18 protein-coding genes and 1 pseudogene are annotated in these 18,000 nt (G+C 71.7%); 9 read left to right on the top strand and 10 right to left on the bottom strand.

Going from position 1 to position 18,000, the window contains the following annotated elements:
- Positions 1 to 6: 6 nt before the first annotated feature.
- Entirely contained in the window at positions 7 to 435 is a 429-nt protein-coding gene (locus ACIBJH_RS33380; RefSeq protein WP_019067604.1) for a CBS domain-containing protein, read from the bottom strand.
- Between the two features lie 209 nt (positions 436 to 644).
- A complete protein-coding gene (locus ACIBJH_RS33375) occupies positions 645 to 1,298 on the bottom strand; it encodes a uridine kinase (RefSeq protein ID WP_399120634.1) in 654 nt (217 codons plus the stop codon).
- A 129-nt stretch (positions 1,299 to 1,427) separates the two neighbouring features.
- Between ACIBJH_RS33375 and ACIBJH_RS33370 the strand changes: the two genes are divergently transcribed.
- The 3 genes from ACIBJH_RS33370 to ACIBJH_RS33360 all read left to right on the top strand — a co-directional run bounded on the left by ACIBJH_RS33370 (position 1,428) and on the right by ACIBJH_RS33360 (position 4,439).
- Positions 1,428 to 2,132 carry a DUF2293 domain-containing protein gene (locus ACIBJH_RS33370; RefSeq protein WP_399120633.1) on the top strand — a complete coding sequence of 235 codons (705 nt, stop codon included), beginning with the start codon at positions 1,428 to 1,430 and terminating at the stop codon, positions 2,130 to 2,132.
- Positions 2,133 to 2,283: 151 nt separating this feature from the next.
- On the top strand, positions 2,284 to 2,763 hold the full coding sequence (locus tag ACIBJH_RS33365; RefSeq protein ID WP_399120632.1) for a DUF1772 domain-containing protein: 480 nt from the start codon (positions 2,284 to 2,286) through the stop codon (positions 2,761 to 2,763).
- A gap of 188 nt (positions 2,764 to 2,951) precedes the next feature.
- Complete coding sequence (locus ACIBJH_RS33360) at positions 2,952 to 4,439, top strand: glutamate synthase subunit beta (RefSeq protein WP_399120631.1); 1,488 nt, start codon at positions 2,952 to 2,954, stop codon at positions 4,437 to 4,439.
- Between the two features lie 9 nt (positions 4,440 to 4,448).
- Here ACIBJH_RS33360 and ACIBJH_RS33355 read toward each other — a convergent pair whose 3' ends face one another.
- Complete coding sequence (locus ACIBJH_RS33355) at positions 4,449 to 4,940, bottom strand: carboxymuconolactone decarboxylase family protein (RefSeq protein WP_399120630.1); 492 nt, start codon at positions 4,938 to 4,940, stop codon at positions 4,449 to 4,451.
- Positions 4,941 to 4,986: 46 nt separating this feature from the next.
- Between ACIBJH_RS33355 and ACIBJH_RS33350 the strand changes: the two genes are divergently transcribed.
- Positions 4,987 to 6,456, top strand: coding sequence for a PLP-dependent aminotransferase family protein (locus tag ACIBJH_RS33350; RefSeq protein WP_399120629.1), 1,470 nt, complete (start codon positions 4,987 to 4,989; stop codon positions 6,454 to 6,456).
- A gap of 18 nt (positions 6,457 to 6,474) precedes the next feature.
- On the opposite strand, the gene ACIBJH_RS33345 is transcribed toward ACIBJH_RS33350, so the two are convergent.
- The gene (locus ACIBJH_RS33345) at positions 6,475 to 7,254 is read right to left on the bottom strand and encodes an NAD(P)H-dependent oxidoreductase (protein WP_399120628.1); all 780 of its coding nucleotides are present in this window, start codon (positions 7,252 to 7,254) and stop codon (positions 6,475 to 6,477) included.
- 146 nt (positions 7,255 to 7,400) lie between these two features.
- On the opposite strand from ACIBJH_RS33345, the gene ACIBJH_RS33340 reads away from it, so the two are divergent.
- A complete protein-coding gene (locus tag ACIBJH_RS33340) occupies positions 7,401 to 8,267 on the top strand; it encodes a helix-turn-helix transcriptional regulator (protein ID WP_399120627.1) in 867 nt (288 codons plus the stop codon).
- A gap of 61 nt (positions 8,268 to 8,328) precedes the next feature.
- Here the strand turns inward: ACIBJH_RS33340 and ACIBJH_RS33335 are convergent, their stop codons facing one another.
- Both ACIBJH_RS33335 and ACIBJH_RS33330 read right to left on the bottom strand, forming a co-directional pair.
- A complete protein-coding gene (locus ACIBJH_RS33335; RefSeq protein WP_019060458.1) occupies positions 8,329 to 8,583 on the bottom strand; it encodes a DUF397 domain-containing protein in 255 nt (84 codons plus the stop codon).
- A complete protein-coding gene (locus ACIBJH_RS33330) occupies positions 8,584 to 9,444 on the bottom strand; it encodes a helix-turn-helix domain-containing protein (RefSeq protein WP_399120626.1) in 861 nt (286 codons plus the stop codon).
- Positions 9,445 to 9,686: 242 nt separating this feature from the next.
- Here ACIBJH_RS33330 and ACIBJH_RS33325 point away from each other — a divergent pair.
- The 3 genes and pseudogenes from ACIBJH_RS33325 to ACIBJH_RS33315 form a co-directional block, all read left to right on the top strand.
- Positions 9,687 to 10,295 (top strand): annotated as a pseudogene (locus tag ACIBJH_RS33325) (ATP-binding protein); the annotation flags it as partial.
- Between the two features lie 371 nt (positions 10,296 to 10,666).
- The gene (locus tag ACIBJH_RS33320; RefSeq protein WP_399120625.1) at positions 10,667 to 11,110 is read left to right on the top strand and encodes a hypothetical protein; all 444 of its coding nucleotides are present in this window, start codon (positions 10,667 to 10,669) and stop codon (positions 11,108 to 11,110) included.
- Positions 11,111 to 11,356: 246 nt separating this feature from the next.
- The gene (locus tag ACIBJH_RS33315) at positions 11,357 to 13,219 is read left to right on the top strand and encodes an ABC transporter ATP-binding protein (protein WP_399120722.1); all 1,863 of its coding nucleotides are present in this window, start codon (positions 11,357 to 11,359) and stop codon (positions 13,217 to 13,219) included.
- A 4-nt stretch (positions 13,220 to 13,223) separates the two neighbouring features.
- Here ACIBJH_RS33315 and ACIBJH_RS33310 read toward each other — a convergent pair whose 3' ends face one another.
- The 4 genes from ACIBJH_RS33310 to ACIBJH_RS33295 all read right to left on the bottom strand — a co-directional run bounded on the left by ACIBJH_RS33310 (position 13,224) and on the right by ACIBJH_RS33295 (position 16,915).
- A complete protein-coding gene (locus ACIBJH_RS33310; protein ID WP_019067619.1) occupies positions 13,224 to 13,406 on the bottom strand; it encodes a hypothetical protein in 183 nt (60 codons plus the stop codon).
- Positions 13,407 to 13,566: 160 nt separating this feature from the next.
- On the bottom strand, positions 13,567 to 14,256 hold the full coding sequence (locus tag ACIBJH_RS33305) for a DUF899 domain-containing protein (protein ID WP_399120624.1): 690 nt from the start codon (positions 14,254 to 14,256) through the stop codon (positions 13,567 to 13,569).
- Between the two features lie 78 nt (positions 14,257 to 14,334).
- On the bottom strand, positions 14,335 to 15,519 hold the full coding sequence (locus ACIBJH_RS33300) for a cytochrome P450 (RefSeq protein ID WP_399120623.1): 1,185 nt from the start codon (positions 15,517 to 15,519) through the stop codon (positions 14,335 to 14,337).
- Positions 15,520 to 15,550: 31 nt separating this feature from the next.
- Entirely contained in the window at positions 15,551 to 16,915 is a 1,365-nt protein-coding gene (locus ACIBJH_RS33295) for an amidohydrolase (RefSeq protein ID WP_399120622.1), read from the bottom strand.
- Between the two features lie 126 nt (positions 16,916 to 17,041).
- Between ACIBJH_RS33295 and ACIBJH_RS33290 the strand changes: the two genes are divergently transcribed.
- On the top strand, positions 17,042 to 17,992 hold the full coding sequence (locus tag ACIBJH_RS33290; RefSeq protein ID WP_399120621.1) for an endonuclease/exonuclease/phosphatase family protein: 951 nt from the start codon (positions 17,042 to 17,044) through the stop codon (positions 17,990 to 17,992).
- Positions 17,993 to 18,000: the final 8 nt, after the last annotated feature.

Below are 18,000 nucleotides of genomic sequence, written 5' to 3'. Positions count from 1 at the left end.
AGGGGCTCAGCGCATGCCGCTCCGGGCGTAGACGCTCTCGACCCATCCGGCGAGCTGTTCCTCCGTCAGATGCTGGGCGAGGTCGGCCTCGCTGATCATGCCGACGAGGCGTTTGTTCTCGATGACGGGAAGCCGGCGGATCTGGTGTCCCTGCATCTCCTGGAGCACCTCGCCGACATCGGCGCCGGCGTCGATCCAGCGGGGCGTGCCCTGGGCCATCTCGCCCGCGGTGATCTTCGCCGGATCGTGGCCCATGGCCACACAGCCGACGACGATGTCCCGGTCGGTGAGGATGCCGCAGAGCCGTTCGTTCTCGTCGCTGATGGGCAGGGCTCCGACGCCCAGTTCGCGCATCAGCTGGGCGGCGCGGTCCAGGGTTTCATGTGCGGGGATCCACTGGGCGCCCCGGTGCATGATGTCTCCGGCGGTGGTCATGAAGTACCTCCCGGTGCCGGACGGCCGGCGCGGCACAGAACGTTCCGCTAGTCCCGGCGACCTACATTCTCGCCGCGCGACGGGACGAACGCACCCGGACGGTCGGGACTTCCGGTGCGCCGACCCGGTCGTCCCGCTCGGTGGGCGAGTCGGTGCCGAGGTACTTGTGCGGCCCCCTCGCCCCTCAGCCCCCCGGGCCCTCGGACCCCTCACCCCGTGGGCAGCCCGCCCCACGCCGGGTGCCGTGGATCGTCGGCGCGCACCAGGACGTCCGCCGTGCCGGCCGGGTCGGTCTCGTCCTCGTAGCGTTCGAAGACGGGCAGGGCCCAGTGCTCGGTCTCGGGGGTACGGCGGCGCAGGGCGCCCGGTGAGAGGAGGACGTGGAGGGTCAGGTCGAAGGGGAACCAGTGCCGCAGGAGGAGGGGGCCGTGCAGCAACAGGAGGGCGCCGGGCGGGAGTTGGACGTAGGGGCTGCGGGTGGCGCGGTCGGCGGCCGGGTCCCACAGGTCGGGCAGGACGCGGCCGTCGCCGTCCGGTTCGAGCGGGCCGAAGACCTCCCGCCACAGGGCCCGGGTGTCGAACCAGCCGTCGTAGTAGGCGTCGGCGTCCTGATGCCCGTACTCCAGGCGCAGCGAGGCGGGGCGCAGAAAGCCCTCGGTGCCGACGACGAGCGAGGGGCGGCCGCGGACGCGCAGCGCCTCGGCGACCCGTTCGGCGAGGTCGCCGGGGCGGGCCGCCGGGGCGCCGTCGAAGGCGATGCGCGGCCAGGGGCTGCCGTCGGCCGGCTTCAGGTCGAGCAGACGCTCGGCGAGGAGGTCGCCGAGCCGGTCCCAGGTGATCGCTTCCAGTCGCACAGGGCCCATGATGCGTCAGGCCTCGGTCAGCGGGTGTCGCGCGGGCGGCCCGCGCGAGGCGCGGGTGCGGCGGAAGTACAAGGTCGGGACAGCGTGAAGACAGGAGAGAGGTGGTCGGTGGCAGGGAATGTCTCTCGTATGGCATCGCTCTCGACTCCCCCGATCCGCAACGGACTTGTGGCCGTCGGCGGACTCGTGGTCGTCCAGCCGCTCAGGAAACGGCACTGTGCGGGGTGTCGGTGTGGGCCGTTGGCGCTGCTGGTCGTCGAGGGCGGGGTGCCGCGCTGTCTCGACTGCGTGGACCTCGGGCATCTGGTGTTCCTGCCGCGCGGCGACACGGCGCTGACGCGCAGGGCGCGGGAGGAGAGCGCGCTGTCGGCGGTGGTCGTGCGCTTCAACCGGCGCCGGAGCCGGTACGAGCGGCAGGGCGTCCTCGTCGAGGAGGCGGGGCTCGCCCGGGCCGAGGAACGGTGCCTCGCGGACGCGGAGGCACGGCGGCGGCGCCGGGTGCGGGACGCGGGGCGGCGGGCCGTGGAGGACGTGCGGTTCGCGGAGGCGTTCGCGGCGGAGATACGACGGCTGTTCCCCGGCTGCCCCGAGGAGCGGGCCCGGACGATCGCCGCACACGCCTCGCTGCGGGGCAGCGGGCGGGTGGGGCGGAGCGCGGCGGGACGGGCGCTGTCCGAGGGCGCGGTGGTCTCGGCGGTGGCGGCGTCCGTACGGCACGGGGACACGCCGTACGACCAGTTGCTGATGAGCGGGGTGCCGAGGCACGAGGCACGACGGCGGATCGCGGTGGGGGTGGAACGGGTGCTGCGGGACTGGCGGGATGTCCCGGCATGACGTCCGTCGGCGTCGGCGAGCGGTGTCGTGGACGCTCGCGCATGGTCCGGCGATTCTCGGCCATGGTCGCGCGGGCCGGGATGGGTTCGACTTGTCGTGATGGTTGGTGGTGGGCAGGATCTCGGCTCTACGGGCGGGAGTTGGTAACGGCATGATCGGTGAACCGTATTTCGCGCTGACGGTTCTGGGGGCGCTCACCACCGGGGTGATGGCCGGTGTGTTCTGTGCCTTCTCCGTGCTGGTCATGCGGGGGCTGGCCGAGCTGCCGCCCGCGCAGGGGGTCGCCGCGATGAACGCGATCAACAGGGCGGCGCTGACTCCCGCGTTCATGCTGCTGTTCGCCGGTTCGGCGCTGGTGTGCGCGGTGATCGCGGTCGTGACGTTCGTGCTGTGGCCGGACCAGGGGACCGCGGAGCTGCTGCTGGGCAGCGCGCTGTATCTGTTCGGGGCGTTCGGGCTGACCCTCGTCGCGAACGTGCCCCGCAACGAGGCCCTGCTGAAGCTGGACCCGGGGACCCCGGAGGCCGCCGCGTACTGGCCGTCGTACATACGCGAGTGGACGATGTGGAATCACGTCCGCGCGATGGCCTCGGCCGCCGCCGCGCTGGTCTACATGCTGGCCCTCACCTGAGTGAACCACCAAGATCAACCGGGCGCGGGCTGAGGAACACCGGGATAAGGCGGCGGGAGCACGCGGAAACCCCGTCGAGAAAGCCGTCTCGCCCACTCTGCGCGCTCGGCCGGGGGGCCTTATCGTGGCTGAAAGAGTGCCGCTCGATGACGCACGGCCTGTCGCATGCGGACGCGAGGAAGACCGCCATGGCCGATCCCAAGGGTTTTATGACCACTCCGCGCGAGGAGTGGCCCGGCAGGCCCGTCGACGAGCGGGTACGGGACTGGGACGAGGTGTATGTCCCGGGCGCGCTGCTGCCGATCGTGAGCAGACAGGCCGACCGGTGCATGGACTGCGGTGTCCCCTTCTGCCACGACGCCTGTCCGCTCGGGAACCTGATCCCCGAGTGGAACGATCTGGTCAGCCGGGAGGACTGGCGGGCGGCGGCCGACCGGCTGCACGCCACCAACAACTTCCCCGAATTCACCGGGCGGTTGTGTCCGGCGCCGTGCGAAGCGGGCTGCGTGCTCGCCATCAACCAGCCCGCGGTCACCATCAAGAACGTCGAGGTGGCCATCGCCGACCGCGCGTGGACCGACGGTTTCACGCCACCCCGGCCGCCGGACCGCTTGTCCGGGCGGACCGTCGCGGTGATCGGCTCCGGGCCCACCGGCCTCGCCGCGGCACAGCAGTTGACGCGCGCCGGGCACACGGTCGCCGTGTACGAGCGGGACGACCGGCTCGGCGGGCTGATGCGGTACGGCATCCCCGCGTTCAAGATGGAGAAGAGGCATCTGGAGCGGCGGCTGGAGCAGATGCGGGCCGAGGGCACCAAGTTCCGTACGTCGACCATGGTCGGGCGGGATGTCGGAGCGGCCGGACTGCGGGCGCGCTACGACGCGATGGTGATCGCCACCGGAGCGACGGCGTGGCGTGAACTCGCCGTGCCGGGGCGGGAGTTGACCGGCATCCACCAGGCGATGGAGTATCTGCCGCTGGCCAACCGGGTGTGCGAGGGAGACCTGGCCGAGTCCCCGATGTCCGCCGCCGGGAAGCACGTCGTCATCGTCGGCGGCGGTGACACCGGGGCCGACTGTCTCGGTACGGCGGTGCGTGAAGGGGCCGCGTCCGTCACCCAGTTGGACATCTACGCCCAGCCGGACGCCGAGCGCGACGAGGACGCGGAGCCCTGGCCGACGTATCCGAAGATCTACCGTCTGTCGGCCGCGCACGAGGAGGCGCGGGACCTGGAGACGGCACCCGCGGCGGACGCCGACGCCCGGCTGTTCGCGGCGTCCACGCTCCGCTTCGAGGGGGACGCCGAGGGGCGGGTGCGGTCGCTGCACCTGGTCGAAGTGGACGCGGAGCGGCGCCCGTTGGACGGTTCCGGGCGCAGCCTGCCCGCCGATCTCGTACTGCTCGCGCTCGGGTTCTCCGGGCCCGACCGGGCCGACGGACTCATCGATCAGCTGCGGCTGGCGATGGCACCGCGCGGCACGATCACCCGCGACGCGGACTTCGCGACGAGCGCGCGGGGCGTGTTCGTCGCGGGCGACGCCGCCCGGGGCCAGTCGCTGATCGTGTGGGCGATCGCGGAGGGGCGGGCCGTGGCGGCGGCCGTGGACCGCTATCTGACGGGGAGTTCGCAGCTTCCGGCGCCGATCGGGCCGTACGACCGGCCGATGACGGTGTGACGGACCGCGTCAGCGTCGCTGGTCCGTGCCCGCCGCCTTGGCGGTCGCCAGGGCCACCCGGTTCCAGGTGTTGATCGTGAGGATCAGGGACAGGACGTGGGCCAGTTCCGCCTCGTCGAACCGGTCGGCCGCCCGCGCGTAGACGTCGTCCGGGACACCGCCGTCGGCCACCAGGGTCACCGACTCGGTGAGGGCGAGGGCCGCCTGCTCGCGCTCGGTGAAGAAGTGCCGGGCCTCGCGCCAGACGGCGACCATGTGCAGCCGGTCCTCGCTCTCGCCGGCCTTGCGGGCGTCGTTCGTGTGCATGTGGAGGCAGTACGCGCAGTGGTTGAGGTGCGAGGCGCGGATCTGGATCAGCTCGACCAGGGCCGGGTCCAGGCCCTCGCGGGCGGCGGCGTCGAAGCCGATGAGGGATCGGAAGACCTTGGGGGCGGAGCGGGCGAGGTCGAGGCGGGGGGTCGTGGTGGTGACCTGGGCGTTCGTGTTCGTGTTCGTCGTCATGCGACAAATCTACGAGTCGGAAAGACCCCCTGTAGGGTGCATTTCCATGGAGGAATCGTGGGTCAATTTGGCGGAGCGGATCGGGGCCGATCTGCATCTGGAGCTGTCGGGCGGTGGTGGCCGGCGGGCCGCCCTCATCGACGCGCTGCGCGAGGCCGTGCGCGGCGGGCGGCTCGCCCCGGGCACCCGGCTGCCGCCGTACCGCTCGCTCGCCGCCGACCTCGGGGTCGCCCGCAACACGGTCGCGGACGCGTACGCGGAACTCGTCGCGGAGGGCTGGCTGACCGCGCGCCAGGGCTCGGGCACCCGGGTCGCCGACCGAACCCGGCCCCTACGGGAGCAGCCGACGCGACACGCCGGGAACGGCCCGGTTACGGCACCTCCACGCGCGCGTGCGCCCCGGCACGACCTGCGGCAGGGCACGCCCGACGCGTCGGCGTTCCCGCGCGCGGCCTGGCTCGCGTCGTACCGGCGGGCGCTCCAGCAGGCGCCCGACGAGGTGTTCGGCCCCGGTGACCCGGCCGGCCGGGTCGAGCTGCGGGAGGCGCTCGCCGAATACCTGGCACGCGCGCGTGGCGTACGCACCGCGCCCGAGCGGATCGTGATCTGCTCCGGCTTCGCGCACGGGCTGCGGCTGCTGTTCGGCCAGGGCGGCGGAGGGGTGCTGCGCGGACCGCTGGCCGTGGAGGCGTACGGACTCGGCTTCCACCGGGAGCTGCTGCGCGCGGCCGGTGTGCGGACCGTGCCGCTGCCGGTCGACGAACACGGCGCGCGCGTCGAGGAGTTGGCGAAGGAGCGGGCCGTACTGCTCACGCCCGCGCACCAGTTCCCCACCGGCGGTCCGCTGCACGCCGAGCGCAGGACCGCCGTGATCGACTGGGCACGCGCGCGTGGCGGGGTGGTCCTGGAGGACGACTACGACGGCGAGTTCCGCTACGACCGCAAGCCCGTCGGCGCCGTCCAGGGCCTGGACCCGGAGCGGGTGATCCTCCTCGGCTCGGTCAGCAAGAGCCTGTCCCCCGCACTGCGCCTGGGCTGGCTGGTCCTGCCGGAGCGGTATGTCGAGGGCGTGCTCGCGGCCAAGGGCGAACGCGAGGCCTGGGCGAGCGTCCCCGACCAGCTGGGCCTCGCCGACTTCATCACGTCGGGGTCCTACGACCGTCATGTGCGGCGGATGCGGCAGCGGTACCGGAGCCGCCGTGACCGCCTGGTCGCGGCGCTCGCCGCGCGGGCCCCGCACATCGAGGTCACCGGGGTCGCCGCGGGCCTGCACGCGGTGCTGCGGCTGCCGCCCGGCACGGAGCGCTCCGCCCTCAAGGCAGCCGCGTGGCAGGGCGTCGCGCTGGACGGGCTGGCCGCGTTCCGGCATCCGGAGGAGGCAACCACGGCTCCGGGTGCGGGAGTTCAGGACGGTCTCGTCGTGGGCTACGCGACGCCCTCGGAGGCCAGGTTCGGTGCCGCGCTGGAGGCGCTGTGCGAGGCGCTCCCGCCCGGCGAAGCCGCCCATGGCCTGTGACGCGCCCCGCTCCTGCGGCTAGCCGCGCACATGCAGGCCGAACCCCTTGCGGCCCGGTGCCTCCAGGCCCTCCTTCAACCGCAGTGACGGGATCTCGTAGTCGCCGAAGTTCTGGCGCCGGAACGGGATCGGCTCGGTCGTCTCCAGCGACAGCAGCCGCTCCTGCCAGGCCTTCGCGGCGTCCTCGAAGTCGCTGTCGGTGATCTTGTCGGTGCCGTACAGCACGAAGGGCGGCAGCACCTCCACGCCCGGGTAGTACAGGATCCCGTGGTGGATGGGGAACAGCAGGTCCTCGATCGGACCGTTGATCCCGCGATCGCTGTAGTGGGACTCCGGTCCCCCGACGGTCACCGACAGGATCGCCCGGCGCCCCCGCAGCGTCCCCTCACCGAAACGCTCGCCGTACCGCGTCTCGTCGTGCACTCCGACGCCGTAGGCGAAGTGGAAGGAGAACACCCGGTCCACCCAGCCTTTCAGGATCGCCGGCATGGTGTACCACCACAGGGGGAACTGGAGGACGACGGTGTCGGCCCACAGGAGTTTCCGCTGCTCGGCCACCACGTCGGGGGTGAGCGCACCGGCGTCGTACGCCCCGGCCGAACTCGCCACCACCCGCAGCGGGTTCGTGGCGTGCTCGCCGAAGTCCGCCGCGTCCACCACGGCCTTCCAGTTCATCGCGTACAGGTCGCTCACCCGCACCTCGTGCCCGGCGGCTTCGAGAGTGGACACGGCGAGGTCCTTCAGTGCGCCGTTCAGCGAACGCGGCTCGGGGTGGGCGTGGACGATGAGCGTCTTCATGGCTGTTCCCTTCGACAAGGTGTGTCGCCACAGATGCTCGGGCGCCGGGGCCGCGTCGCGACAGGGGCGCTCCTTCCGTCGGACGGGACTTCCTGGTATCGGCAGGGCCACCTTCAAGTGCCTTGGCCGAGGCGATACTTGGGGGCATGGATGATCTTGCGGGCTTTCTGCGGACCCGGCGCGCCCGGGTCGACCCGGCGGCCGTCGGTATCCCCACCGACAGCCGTCGCCGGGTCGAGGGGCTGCGCCGCGAAGAGGTCGCGCATCTGTCCGGGGTCAGCGTGGACTACTACGTGCGCCTGGAGCAGGGCCGCGCGACCCAGCCCTCCGGGCAGATCCTCGACGCGCTCGCCCGTGTGCTCGGCCTCGACGAGACCGAGCGCGGGCACCTCCACCGGCTCGCCCGGCAGCGCCGACGGCGCGCGAGGACGCCGGGCGGACGGGTCCGGCCTGAGCTGCTGCGGGTCCTCGACCTGGTCGCCGGCGCACCCGCGCTGATCATGGACCACCGCCTGGACGTGCTCGCCGGGAACCGTCTCGCCGGGCTTCTCCTCGACCGGCCGCTGCCGGGCCTGAACACCGCACGGCACATCTTCCTGGAGGAGGCCGAGCGCGGCCTCTACGCGGAGTGGGAGCAGTGCACCCTCGACGTGGTCGGGCATCTGCGGCTGGCCGCCGGCAAATATCCCGAGGACCCCCGACTGGCTTCCCTCATCGGCGAGTTGGCGATGGGCAGCGAGCGTTTCCGCCGCCTCTGGGCCCGTGCGGACGTGCGCGCCCGCACCCATGGGCGCAAGGTGTACCGGCACCCGCTGGTGGGACTACTGGAACTGCACCAGGAGAACTTCGCGCTGCCGGACGAGTCGGGCATGGAACTGCTGGTGCTGTCCGCGGCTCCCGGCAGCCCCGCCGAGGACGGGCTGCGCCTGCTCGGGAGCCTGGGCGCGGACAGCGATGGGGCGCATCCCATCCCTTCGGAATCAACGGATTCGATCAGAACCAATGGTGACTGATAGCAAAATGAGCAGGTTCGTTAAGGAAAAAGCATTCAGCACAGCTGGGTCACAGGCCGGGTCATGAGAGCAGGAAATCCGCCTCGCCGGCTTTCGCCCCCTCGATGAAGGCCGTCATCTCGTCGGTGGTGTAGATCAGGGCCGGACCGTCCGGGTCGGTGGACTGACGGACGGCGATCCGGCCGTCGGCGAGCTTCATCGCCTCCAGGCAGTTGCCGCCGTTGCCGCCGCTCCACGGCTTGTGCCAGCCTTCGCTTCCCAAGTCCCGCGCGGGCATACCGTTGTAGACGCTCATACGCGGCTTGATGCGATCCATTCACAGCTCCTTGCGGAGATCCTTGAGGATCTCCTTCGTGCGATGTGCCGTAGCGGCCTGCGCCGCCATGCGGTCCATGACCTCAAGGTGGGTCGCCACCTCTTCGCGCGCGTCCAGATAGACGGCGCCGGTCAGGTACTCGCTGTAGACCATGTCCGGCAGTTCCGGCATGGCAAATCGGAACAGCACGAAGGGCCCGTACGTGCCCGGGTGCGGCCCCGAGGAGAACGGGGCGACCTGCAGGGTCACGTTGGGCAGCTTCGTGGCATCGAGCAGTCTGTCGATCTGGGCACGCATCACCTCCGGGCCGCCGACCGGGCGGCGCAGGGCGGTCTCGTCCATCACGGCCCAGAAGCGGGGCGCGTCGGGACGGGTCAGCAGGTCCTGGCGCTGCATGCGCAGCGCGACATGGCGCTCGATCTCGTCGGGCTCGGTCTGGCCGATGGCACCCGACAGCAGCACACCGCGCGCGTACTCCTCGGTCTGCAGCAGCCCGGGCACGAAGTGCGGCTCGTACGACCGGATGAGCGCGGCGGCGCCCTCCAGGCTGACGTACATCGAGAACCAGCCGGGCAGGATGTCGTGGAAGCGCTGCCACCAGCCGGGTCGGTTGGCCTCCTCGGCCAGCCGGACGAAGGCCCCGGCCTCCTCCTCGGAGACGCCGTAGGACTTCAGGAGGAGCTGGAGGTACGGGATCTTGAGGGAGACCTCGGCCATCTCCATACGGCGGACCGTGGCAGGCGCGACGCGCAGGACCTTGGCGGCCTCCTCGCGCTTGAGCCCGGCACGTTCCCGCAGGTCCAGCAGGCGCCGGCCGAGGACGACCTGGCCGACCGTCGGTGCGGACCGCGGCTCGCTCACGCTCCACCTCCCCCCATGAGTCCCGTTGAGTCCCGTACGGCGAATGAGCCCGGCAATCGAATCCTGACAGCCCTGCGGCGCCATTCGAAGACTCATTCGAAGATCAGGAGGGACCTCCGGAGATTCCAACTGGCGCCGCGCGACGTTCTGTTGCGAGCAGTGTGCCACGACCGTGCAGAGCGTCATACGGCACTCTGCATTTTTCATAGTGACACTTGCCAAGTGTTCACGGCGGGGCGATAGTGGCAAGCGTGATTCCGTCCGCGCCCTTAGGAACAGACGCCACCGCAGGCCGCCTCGGTCTCGGTGCCGCCACGGGAGCCGCCCCAGGTGGGGCCGCTGCCGAGCGCCGGTTCCGGTTCGAGCTGGCCGCCCATCCGGGTTCCCCCGCGCAGGCGAGACGCCTGACGCGGGCCCGGCTGTCCGGCTGGTCCGTGTGCGAGGACACCTGCGACACGGCGGTTCTGGTCGTCTCCGAGCTGGTCACCAACGCCATCGTGCACACCGCGAGCAGCCACATAGTCTGCGAGCTGCACGACGGCGACGACCTGGTGCGGATAGCCGTCCGTGACGAGGGCTGCGCTCCTGGCGAGTCGTATCCGTCCCCGCAGCGGCCCGATGAGGAGCACGGGAGGGGATTGCTTCTCATCGACGGGCTGTGCCGGGCCTGGGGCGCTCAGGAACACGGCCCCGGCCTGCTCGTCTGGGCCGACCTGCCCCGGCAGGCCGACCCGACCCACGGCCACCACCCGGCCCCCGGCCACGACAGCTCCGTACCGCGCAACGACCTGGGGTGGGGCGCACGACCCAAACCGGTGCCGTCGGGCGGTTCGGGCGACGAGGACGAGGCGACGGCACACTTCGGGGCCTTCGAGAATCTGGGCGTATATCCGGCACGGGGGCATGGGGATGCCTCCCGCGGGCATGGGGGTGCCGGCGAGTTCGGAGGCCTGGATCTCGGCGGCTTCGGGGGCCGGGAACACGGAAACGGAGTCGGCCCCGACAGCGGGACCGGCTCCGTGCACCGGAGCCGGGAGGTCGCCGGACACTTCGGGGAGCCGGGCCGGGAGGAAACAGGATCCTCCAGAGGCCGGGGCCACCTGGACGCAGGCGACCTCCCGGACTCCGCGGACACGGCGGACACCGGCGATTCCAGTGGGCTCGTGAATCCGGGTGCGCTGGGCGGTTCCAGCGGATTCGGAGACTTCGGGTCGGGGGTCGAATGGGTCTGAGCGGCGCTTCCGGTCCCGGCCAGGTACTCAGTCTCGACACACTGGTCCGCCTGGGGCGCGCGCTGCACGGACCGGGCACGCCCCGGCGACTGCCCGTACCCGAGGGCATGACGGCCCCGCTCGGCTGCGACGCGGTGGCGGTGCCCGCACGTTTCGGACCGCTGGTCCTGCCCCGCCTGCCGCGCGTCGGCTGTGTCTACGCCGACGAGGCGCACTGGTGGTGGATCGTGCCGTCCGACTCCGACTACGCGCTGGACTGGCCGGCGCCGGCGCGGTACACGGCCGGGGCGCTGGTTCCGGACGCGCCTCGCGCGCCCGGGCTCATTCATCGGCCTGACGGGAAGCTGCCGTATACGCCGCCGATTCCGTTGTATCTGGCTGTGTGCCGGGTTACGGGGGCTACGCCTTCTTGGTCTCGGCCGATTAGCGCGTAGCGGATTGTTTTTATCGGCGGGCCGGTGGGGGCTGGTCGCGCAGTTCCCCGCGCCCCTGACGGGGCGCACGCCCGCGCGTCCGTAACGCCCTTCCCATGCGCTCTCCCCCGCACCGCCCCACCCCCGCGATAGTGGCCGTTCGTCCGCTATCGGGGGAGGTCGACGGTGGCAAGCAAGGGTGACTCGGGGCAGGCGGGGCCGTCCGCGTCGGAGCAGCTGCTCTTCGGTGGACCCTTGCGGTACGACATGGGGTGGAACCAGCACACGGACGCGTTCCTGGAGCTGAGTTTCCGGGCCATGGTGACGCGGTTGCCGGCGATGCTGGGGTCGAGTTTCCGGCTGGCCTGGCAGGCCGATCCACGGGCCGCGCGGATCGTGCTGGCGGCCGAGGCGGGCCGGGGTGTCACGCAGGCGGTGAGTCTGCTCGCGGTCAACAGCGTGCTGGGGCGGCTGATCACCGGGGGCGCGATCGCGGACCGGCTGCACGGCGCCGTACCGGCGCTGGTCACGATGGCCGCCGTCCTGCTGGTGGGCGCGCTGCTGCGGGCCGCGTCGACGTACGCGACCGGGCGGCTGGAGCCGAAGGTGGAGCGGGTCGCCACCGAGCTGTATCTGGAGCGGGCGGCGGCCGTGGAGCTGGCCGCGATCGAGGACCACGCGTTCCACAAGCTGCTGGACACCGCGCAGTACGGTGCCTCCTCGGCCCGCCGCATGATCTCGCTGGCGACGCGGGTGATGAACGCGGTGATCTCGTTGATCGCGGCGGCCGGTGTGCTGACCGTGCTGCATCCGGCGCTGCTTCCGCTGCTGGTGACGATGACGCTGCCGAGCGCGTGGGGCGCCCTGACGAACGCGCGCCGCCGCTACGAGTCGTTCCACATCTGGGTGCAGCACGCCCGCGCCGGCCATCTCATCAGCGGTCTGCTCACCGAACCGGAGGCGGCGCCGGAGATCCGCGTCCACGGGGTCGGCCCGTTCCTGCTGCGCCACTTCCACGCGATGTCGGAGAGCGCGGAGGCGGAGCAGGCCCGGCTGGCCCGGCTCGCGGCCCGTACCGGGCTGATCGCGGCGACCTGGACGGGCCTGGCGACGGCGGCGACGTACGCGACGCTGGGCGGGCTGCTGCTGTCCGGTGCGATGGCGCTGTCGGTGGCGGGTACGGCGGTGATCGCGATCCGCACCGGGTCCGGGAGCCTCGACACGCTGGTGCTGGCGGTGAACCAGCTGCACGAGGAGGCCCTGTTCGTGGGCGATCTGGAGAAGCTGTACAAGGAGGCGGCGGAGCGGGCGATTCCGGTCGGCGGGGCGGCGCTGCCCGAGGAGCCGCGGGAGATCCGCTTCGAGAACGTCACGTTCAGTTATCCGGGCGAGTCGACCCACCCCGCGCTCGACGACGTCACGCTCAGGCTGCCGCTCGGCCGGATCATCGCGCTGGTCGGCGAGAACGGCTCCGGCAAGACGACCCTGGTCAAGCTGCTGGCCGGGCTGTACCGGCCGGACCGGGGCCGGATCCTGTGGGACGGCGTCGACGCGGCGACGGCCGACCGGCACCAACTGGCCGACCGGATCGCGATGGTGGCGCAGAACTTCAAGCGCTGGCCGTTCACCGCCCGCGTCAACGTGGCCGTCGGACGGTCCGCCGCGCCGCTCACCGAGGAGCGGCTGGCGGGCGCGCTCGCCGAGGCCGGCGCCGAGGACGTGGTCGCGGATCTGCCGCGCGGCCTGGACACACTGCTGGCCCGCAACTTCAGCGGCGGGCACGAGCTGTCGGGCGGCCAGTGGCAGCGGCTCGGTATCGCCCGGGCCGCCTACCGCAAGGGCCGCATCCTGATCGTGGACGAGCCGACCGCGGCCCTCGACGCCCGCGCCGAGCTGGAGGTCTTCGAGAAGATCCGCGCGCTGGCCGGCACCGGCCAGACGGTGGTCCTGATCACCCACCGGCTGGCGTCCGTACGCCACGCGGACCTGGTGCACGTCCTCGACCAGGGGCGGCTGGTGGAGTCCGGGACTCCCGACGAACTCCTGCTCAGCGGCGGTGTCTACGCGGAGCTGTACGCGCTCCAGGCGGACCAGTTCACGGCGAAGGTGCCCGCCCCGAAGGCGGGCTGACGGGTCAGGCGGCCACGTCCACGGTGTCGGCGCTGCGCACGATCACCAGGAACATGTCGGTCGCGATGTCCATGACGACCTCGGCGGGCAGCCCTTCAAGACGGCGTGCCTGCGCGAACTCCTCCGCCGGCCAGGAACCACGCGGCCCGCCGGCGGGGAAACGCTGAAGCACCGTTCGCCCGTTCACCCTGTACCTCCCTGTCGTGCTGAACTCGGAGAGCTTCGTGAAGCCTCGTAGAGTTAAACGCCGACAGTACGGTGAACGGCTCGCGAAGTGACGGTACTGAGACATAGTCGACACCTGGCCACACACCTTCGACACAGGTTCCCGTAACAAGTTTCGCGTATCAGTCCTCGTACTCGTCGTGATACAGAACACGTGCGCTGCCGGCGGGCGCCCCCAGCACCGACGCGCGCCCCTTCGGCTCCTCCCACTCCTCCTGCCGCCCCAGCGCGGTCAGATCGAGGAACGAGGTGGTCGAGCCGAGCCCGTCGAGCCCGCGCTCATAGGTCGAGTAGGTGTGGAACACCCGGTCGCGCTCCCGCAGGAAGCAGCTCACCCCGGGCCGCTCGACGGGCTCCCCGTCCCCGACGAGCGTCACGTCGAAGTCCCAGTTGAACTCCCCGCCGAAGGACGAGTACCAGGGCACCGTCCACCCCATCCGCGCCTTGAACGGCAGGATCTTCGTGTACGGCGCCCTCGACACGGCGGCGAACGTCGTACCCCGCGCCCGCAGATGGGCGAGATGTCCGATCTGGTCGAGGAACGCCGAACAGCTGCGGCAGCCCGCGTCCCACTCGGGCGCGAACATGAAGTGGTAGACGACGAGTTGGCCGCGCCCCTCGAAGAGGTCGAGCAGGGTGGCCTTCCCGTCGCCGCCCTCGAACAGATACTCCTTGTCGATCTCCACCATGGGCAGCCCGCGCCGCTCGGCGTTGAGCGCGTCCCGCGCGCGCGTGGCCGCCTTCTCCTTGACCAGCAGTTCCTCGCGCGCCGCGCGCCACTGCGCACGCGAGACGATCTCCGGAAGCGACATGGGCCCTCCTGTGACAACGGTCCGTTGAGGGGTGGACCGGGGCACGGACCGGAACTCATCGCTGCCGCGAAAAGAATTTCAGGTCGAGTGCTTCCCGTACGACACCGGGAGCGTGAGCAGTCCCCGCGCGCGCAGCGAGGGCCGCCACCGCACCTCGCCCTCCCCCAACTCCAGCCGGGGGAAGCGCTCCAGCAGGGCGGCGAGCGCGATCTCGGTCTCGGCGCGAGCCAGCGGCGCGCCCAGGCAGTAGTGGATGCCGTGGCCCAGCGAGAGATGCCCGGTGGTGTCGCGGGCGAGGTCGAGCCGGTCCGGGTCGGGGAAACGGTGCGGGTCGCGGTTCGCGGCGGACGGGGACACCCAGACCGTCTCGCCGGCGGGGATGGTGACCCCGCCGATAGTGACGTCCTCGACGGGGAAGCGCCGGATGGCGAGCAGCGCGGGCCCTTCGTAGCGCAGGAACTCCTCGACGGCGGCGGGGAGTTGACCGGGGTCCTTGCGCAACGCGGCCAACTGCTCGGGGTTCTGCAGCAGCGCGAGCACGGCATTGCCGATGAGCTGGACGGTGTTCTCGTACCCCGCGAAGAGGATGAGGAAGGCCAGCGACATCAGCTCGTCCTCGCTGAGCCGGTCGCCCTCGTCGCGTACGGCGATCAGGTCGGAGAGCAGGTCGTCGCCGGGCTCCTCCCGTTTGTCGGCGAGGAGTTGGGTGAAGAAGCCGAGCATCGCGACGACCGCGTGCTTGCCGGCCTCGGGCGGTGTCCCGGGGGCGGGCGCGACGAGGGTGTCGGTCCACACCCGGAAGTCCCGCCGGTGCCGGTCGGGCACGCCGAGCAGGTCGCAGATGACGGTGATGGGGAGGGGCGCGGCGTAGGAGGCGATGAGGTCGGTGTCGCCGTTCTCGCCCAGTGCGTCGAGGAGTTGGTCGGCGGTGCGCCGAACGGGCGTACGGAGCTGCTCGGTTCGGCGCGGGGTGAAGGCCCGGCCGACCAGGCGGCGGATGCGGGTGTGGTCCGGCGGGTCCATGTTGAGGAGGTTCGCGTCGAGCGCGGGCGGCAGCGCGAACCCCTTGTAGGTCCCGGCCGTGGCATGCCTCTTGTCGAGCGAGAGCCGCGGGTCGGCCAGCGCCGCCCGGACGTCCTCGTACCGGGTGACGAGCCAGGCGGGGGTGCCGTCGGGGCCGGCGATGCGGTGCACGGGGGCACTGTCGCGCAGGCGCCGGTACACGTCGTACGGGTGGTCGAGAAGGCCGTCCGCGAGATCCATGGGAACAGCCTAGAGGGGACTTGGGCGCGGCTCAGGTGTCGTATTCCTGAATGCGCCGGCCGTGACTCCGGTCGACGAGTGCGGGCAGCCGGTCCCCCAACTCCCGTACGACGGCGGGCACATCGAGGGTCAGCAGCTCGCGGTCGCGCATCAGGACGCGGCCGTCGACGATCGTGGTGCGGACGTCGGCGGAGCGGGCGCTGTGCACGAGGGTGGCGGCGAGGTCGTGGACGGGTTGGGTGTGCGGCCCGGTGAGGTCGACCAGGATGATGTCCGCCCGGCGGCCCGGCGCGATGGACCCGATCGAGTCGCCCAGTCCGACCGCCCGGGCGCTCTGGAGAGTGGCGTGGTGCAGCGCCTGACGGGATGTCAGCCAGCGTGGATCGCCCTCGGTCGACTTCTGGACGAGGGACGTGAGGGCCATCGACTCCCACACGTCGAGTGAGTTGTTGGAGGCGGCGCCGTCCGTGGCGAGGCCGACCGGGATGCCGAGGGCGCGCAGGGCGCGGATCGGAGTGGTGCTGGGCCAGCCGAACTTGAGGTAGCCGCGGGGCGCGGTGGCGACCGCGACACGGCCGCTCGCGCGCTCCAGGACGGGCAGGTCGCGGTCGACGATGCCGGTGCCGTGGGCGATGAGCAGGTCGGTGGCCAACAGGCCGGTGCGGTCGAGGACTTCGATCGGTGTGAGGCCGTGGCGGGCGAGGCTGGTGTCGGTCTGGTCGCGGTTCTCGGCGGCGTGGAGATGGACGGGGAGGCCGTGTTCCAGGGCGAGTTCGGCGGTGGCGGCGAGGTCGGCGTCGGTGACCGTGTAGGGGGCGTGCGGGGCGAGGGCGGTGGAGATGCGACCGCCGGCCGCGCCCCGGTGCCGTAGCGCGAACTCCACCGTATTCTCCCGGCCTTGGGGTCCCTGGGAGGAGAAGTAGGCCTCGCCGAGGTGGGCGCGGATCCCGCACTCGGTAACCACGGCGGCCACCGTGTCCATCGAGAAGTAGTGGTCGGCGAAGCAGGTGACCCCGGCGCGGATCATCTCGGCACAGGCGAGCCGCGCCCCCAACTCGACATCTTTTTCAGCGAGGTTGGACTCGACGGGCCAGACCACGTCGTTGAACCACTCCTCGGTGGGCAGGTCCTCGGCGAGCCCGCGCAGCGCGACCATCGGCGCGTGGGTGTGGCAGTTGATCAGCCCCGGCAGGGCCACCTGCCCGCGCGCGTCGATGCGTTCGAGGGCGGCGAGGCCGGCCGCGTCCGCCGCGCTCGTCACCGACGCGACGAGCCCGTCCCGTACGACGATCGCGGCGTCCTCCCGGAACCCGATCCGCTCTTGATCGTCGTGCACGAGGACGGTGCATCGGGTGATGATGAGATCGGCGGCAGCTTCGGTTCGAGAGGGCCTCATCACGCCAACGTACGACGCCGTCCTCGTGTCGGGTGAGCCGAACCGCGCATCCCGGCGTTGTGCTGTCGCGGACCGGTCCGGGCCCACACCCTTGGCTCAGGACAAGGCTTCTGGAAGGAGCCCGACATGCTCCTCGGCACCTGGAACCTGGAGAACCTGTACCGCCCCGGCGGCCCGTTCGGCCCCAAGGACAAGGCCGCCTACGAGGCGAAGCTCGCCTCCCTCGCCGCGGTGATCACGGAACTGGACCCGGTGCTGCTGGGCGTCCAGGAGGTCGGAGAGCCCGAGGCGCTCCAGGACCTGGCCGGGATGCTGGGCGGCGAGTGGCACATCGCCCTGTCCGCGCACCCGGACGGCCGCGGCATCCGGGTCGGCTTCCTCAGCCGCACGGCACCGCAGGTGATCGCCGACACGAACGCGTTCCCGGCGAAGCTGCGCCCCGTGCAGTCCGACGACTCGGGGGCCGTGGAACCGACCGCGGGCCGGGGCTTCCTGGCCGTGGAGGTCACCACGGACACCGGCACGCTCACGGTGGCGGTCGCCCATCTGAAGTCCAAGCTGCTGACCTACCCGGGTAACCGTTTCTTCCCCCGCGACGAGGGCGAACGGGCCCGCTACGGCGCCTACGCCCTCTACCGGCGGGCCGCCGAGGCGGCGACCCTGCGGGCGCTGGCCGACGAACTGCTGGCCGGTGACGGCCGTACCCGGGACGTGGCCGTGCTCGGCGACATGAACGACGAGGTGCAGGCGGCCACCACACAGATCCTGCTCGGCCCGCCCGGCTCCGAGATCGGCACACCCGGCTACGACCGCCCGGACCAGGGCGACGCGGTCCGCCTCTGGGACGTGGCCCCGCTCATCCCCGCCGACCAGCGCTACTCCCGCATCAACTCCGGGCGCCGCGAACTGATCGACCACATTCTGGCCAGCCACCACCTGGTGCACCGGGTGACGGCGGCGGGGGCGGGACTGCCCGGCGCGGAAGCACCCCAACTGCCGTCCGTGGGACCGGATCCGGCGACGCGGCGCGAGGCACCGGGGTCGGACCACGCACCGGTGTGGGTGCGGGTGGAGTAGCCAGGACG

Source organism: Streptomyces sp. NPDC050548 (assembly GCF_044457385.1).
GTDB lineage: Bacteria > Actinomycetota > Actinomycetes > Streptomycetales > Streptomycetaceae > Streptomyces.
Note: the sequence above shows the minus strand (reverse complement) of the source record. Positions and strands in the feature narration are given on the sequence as shown.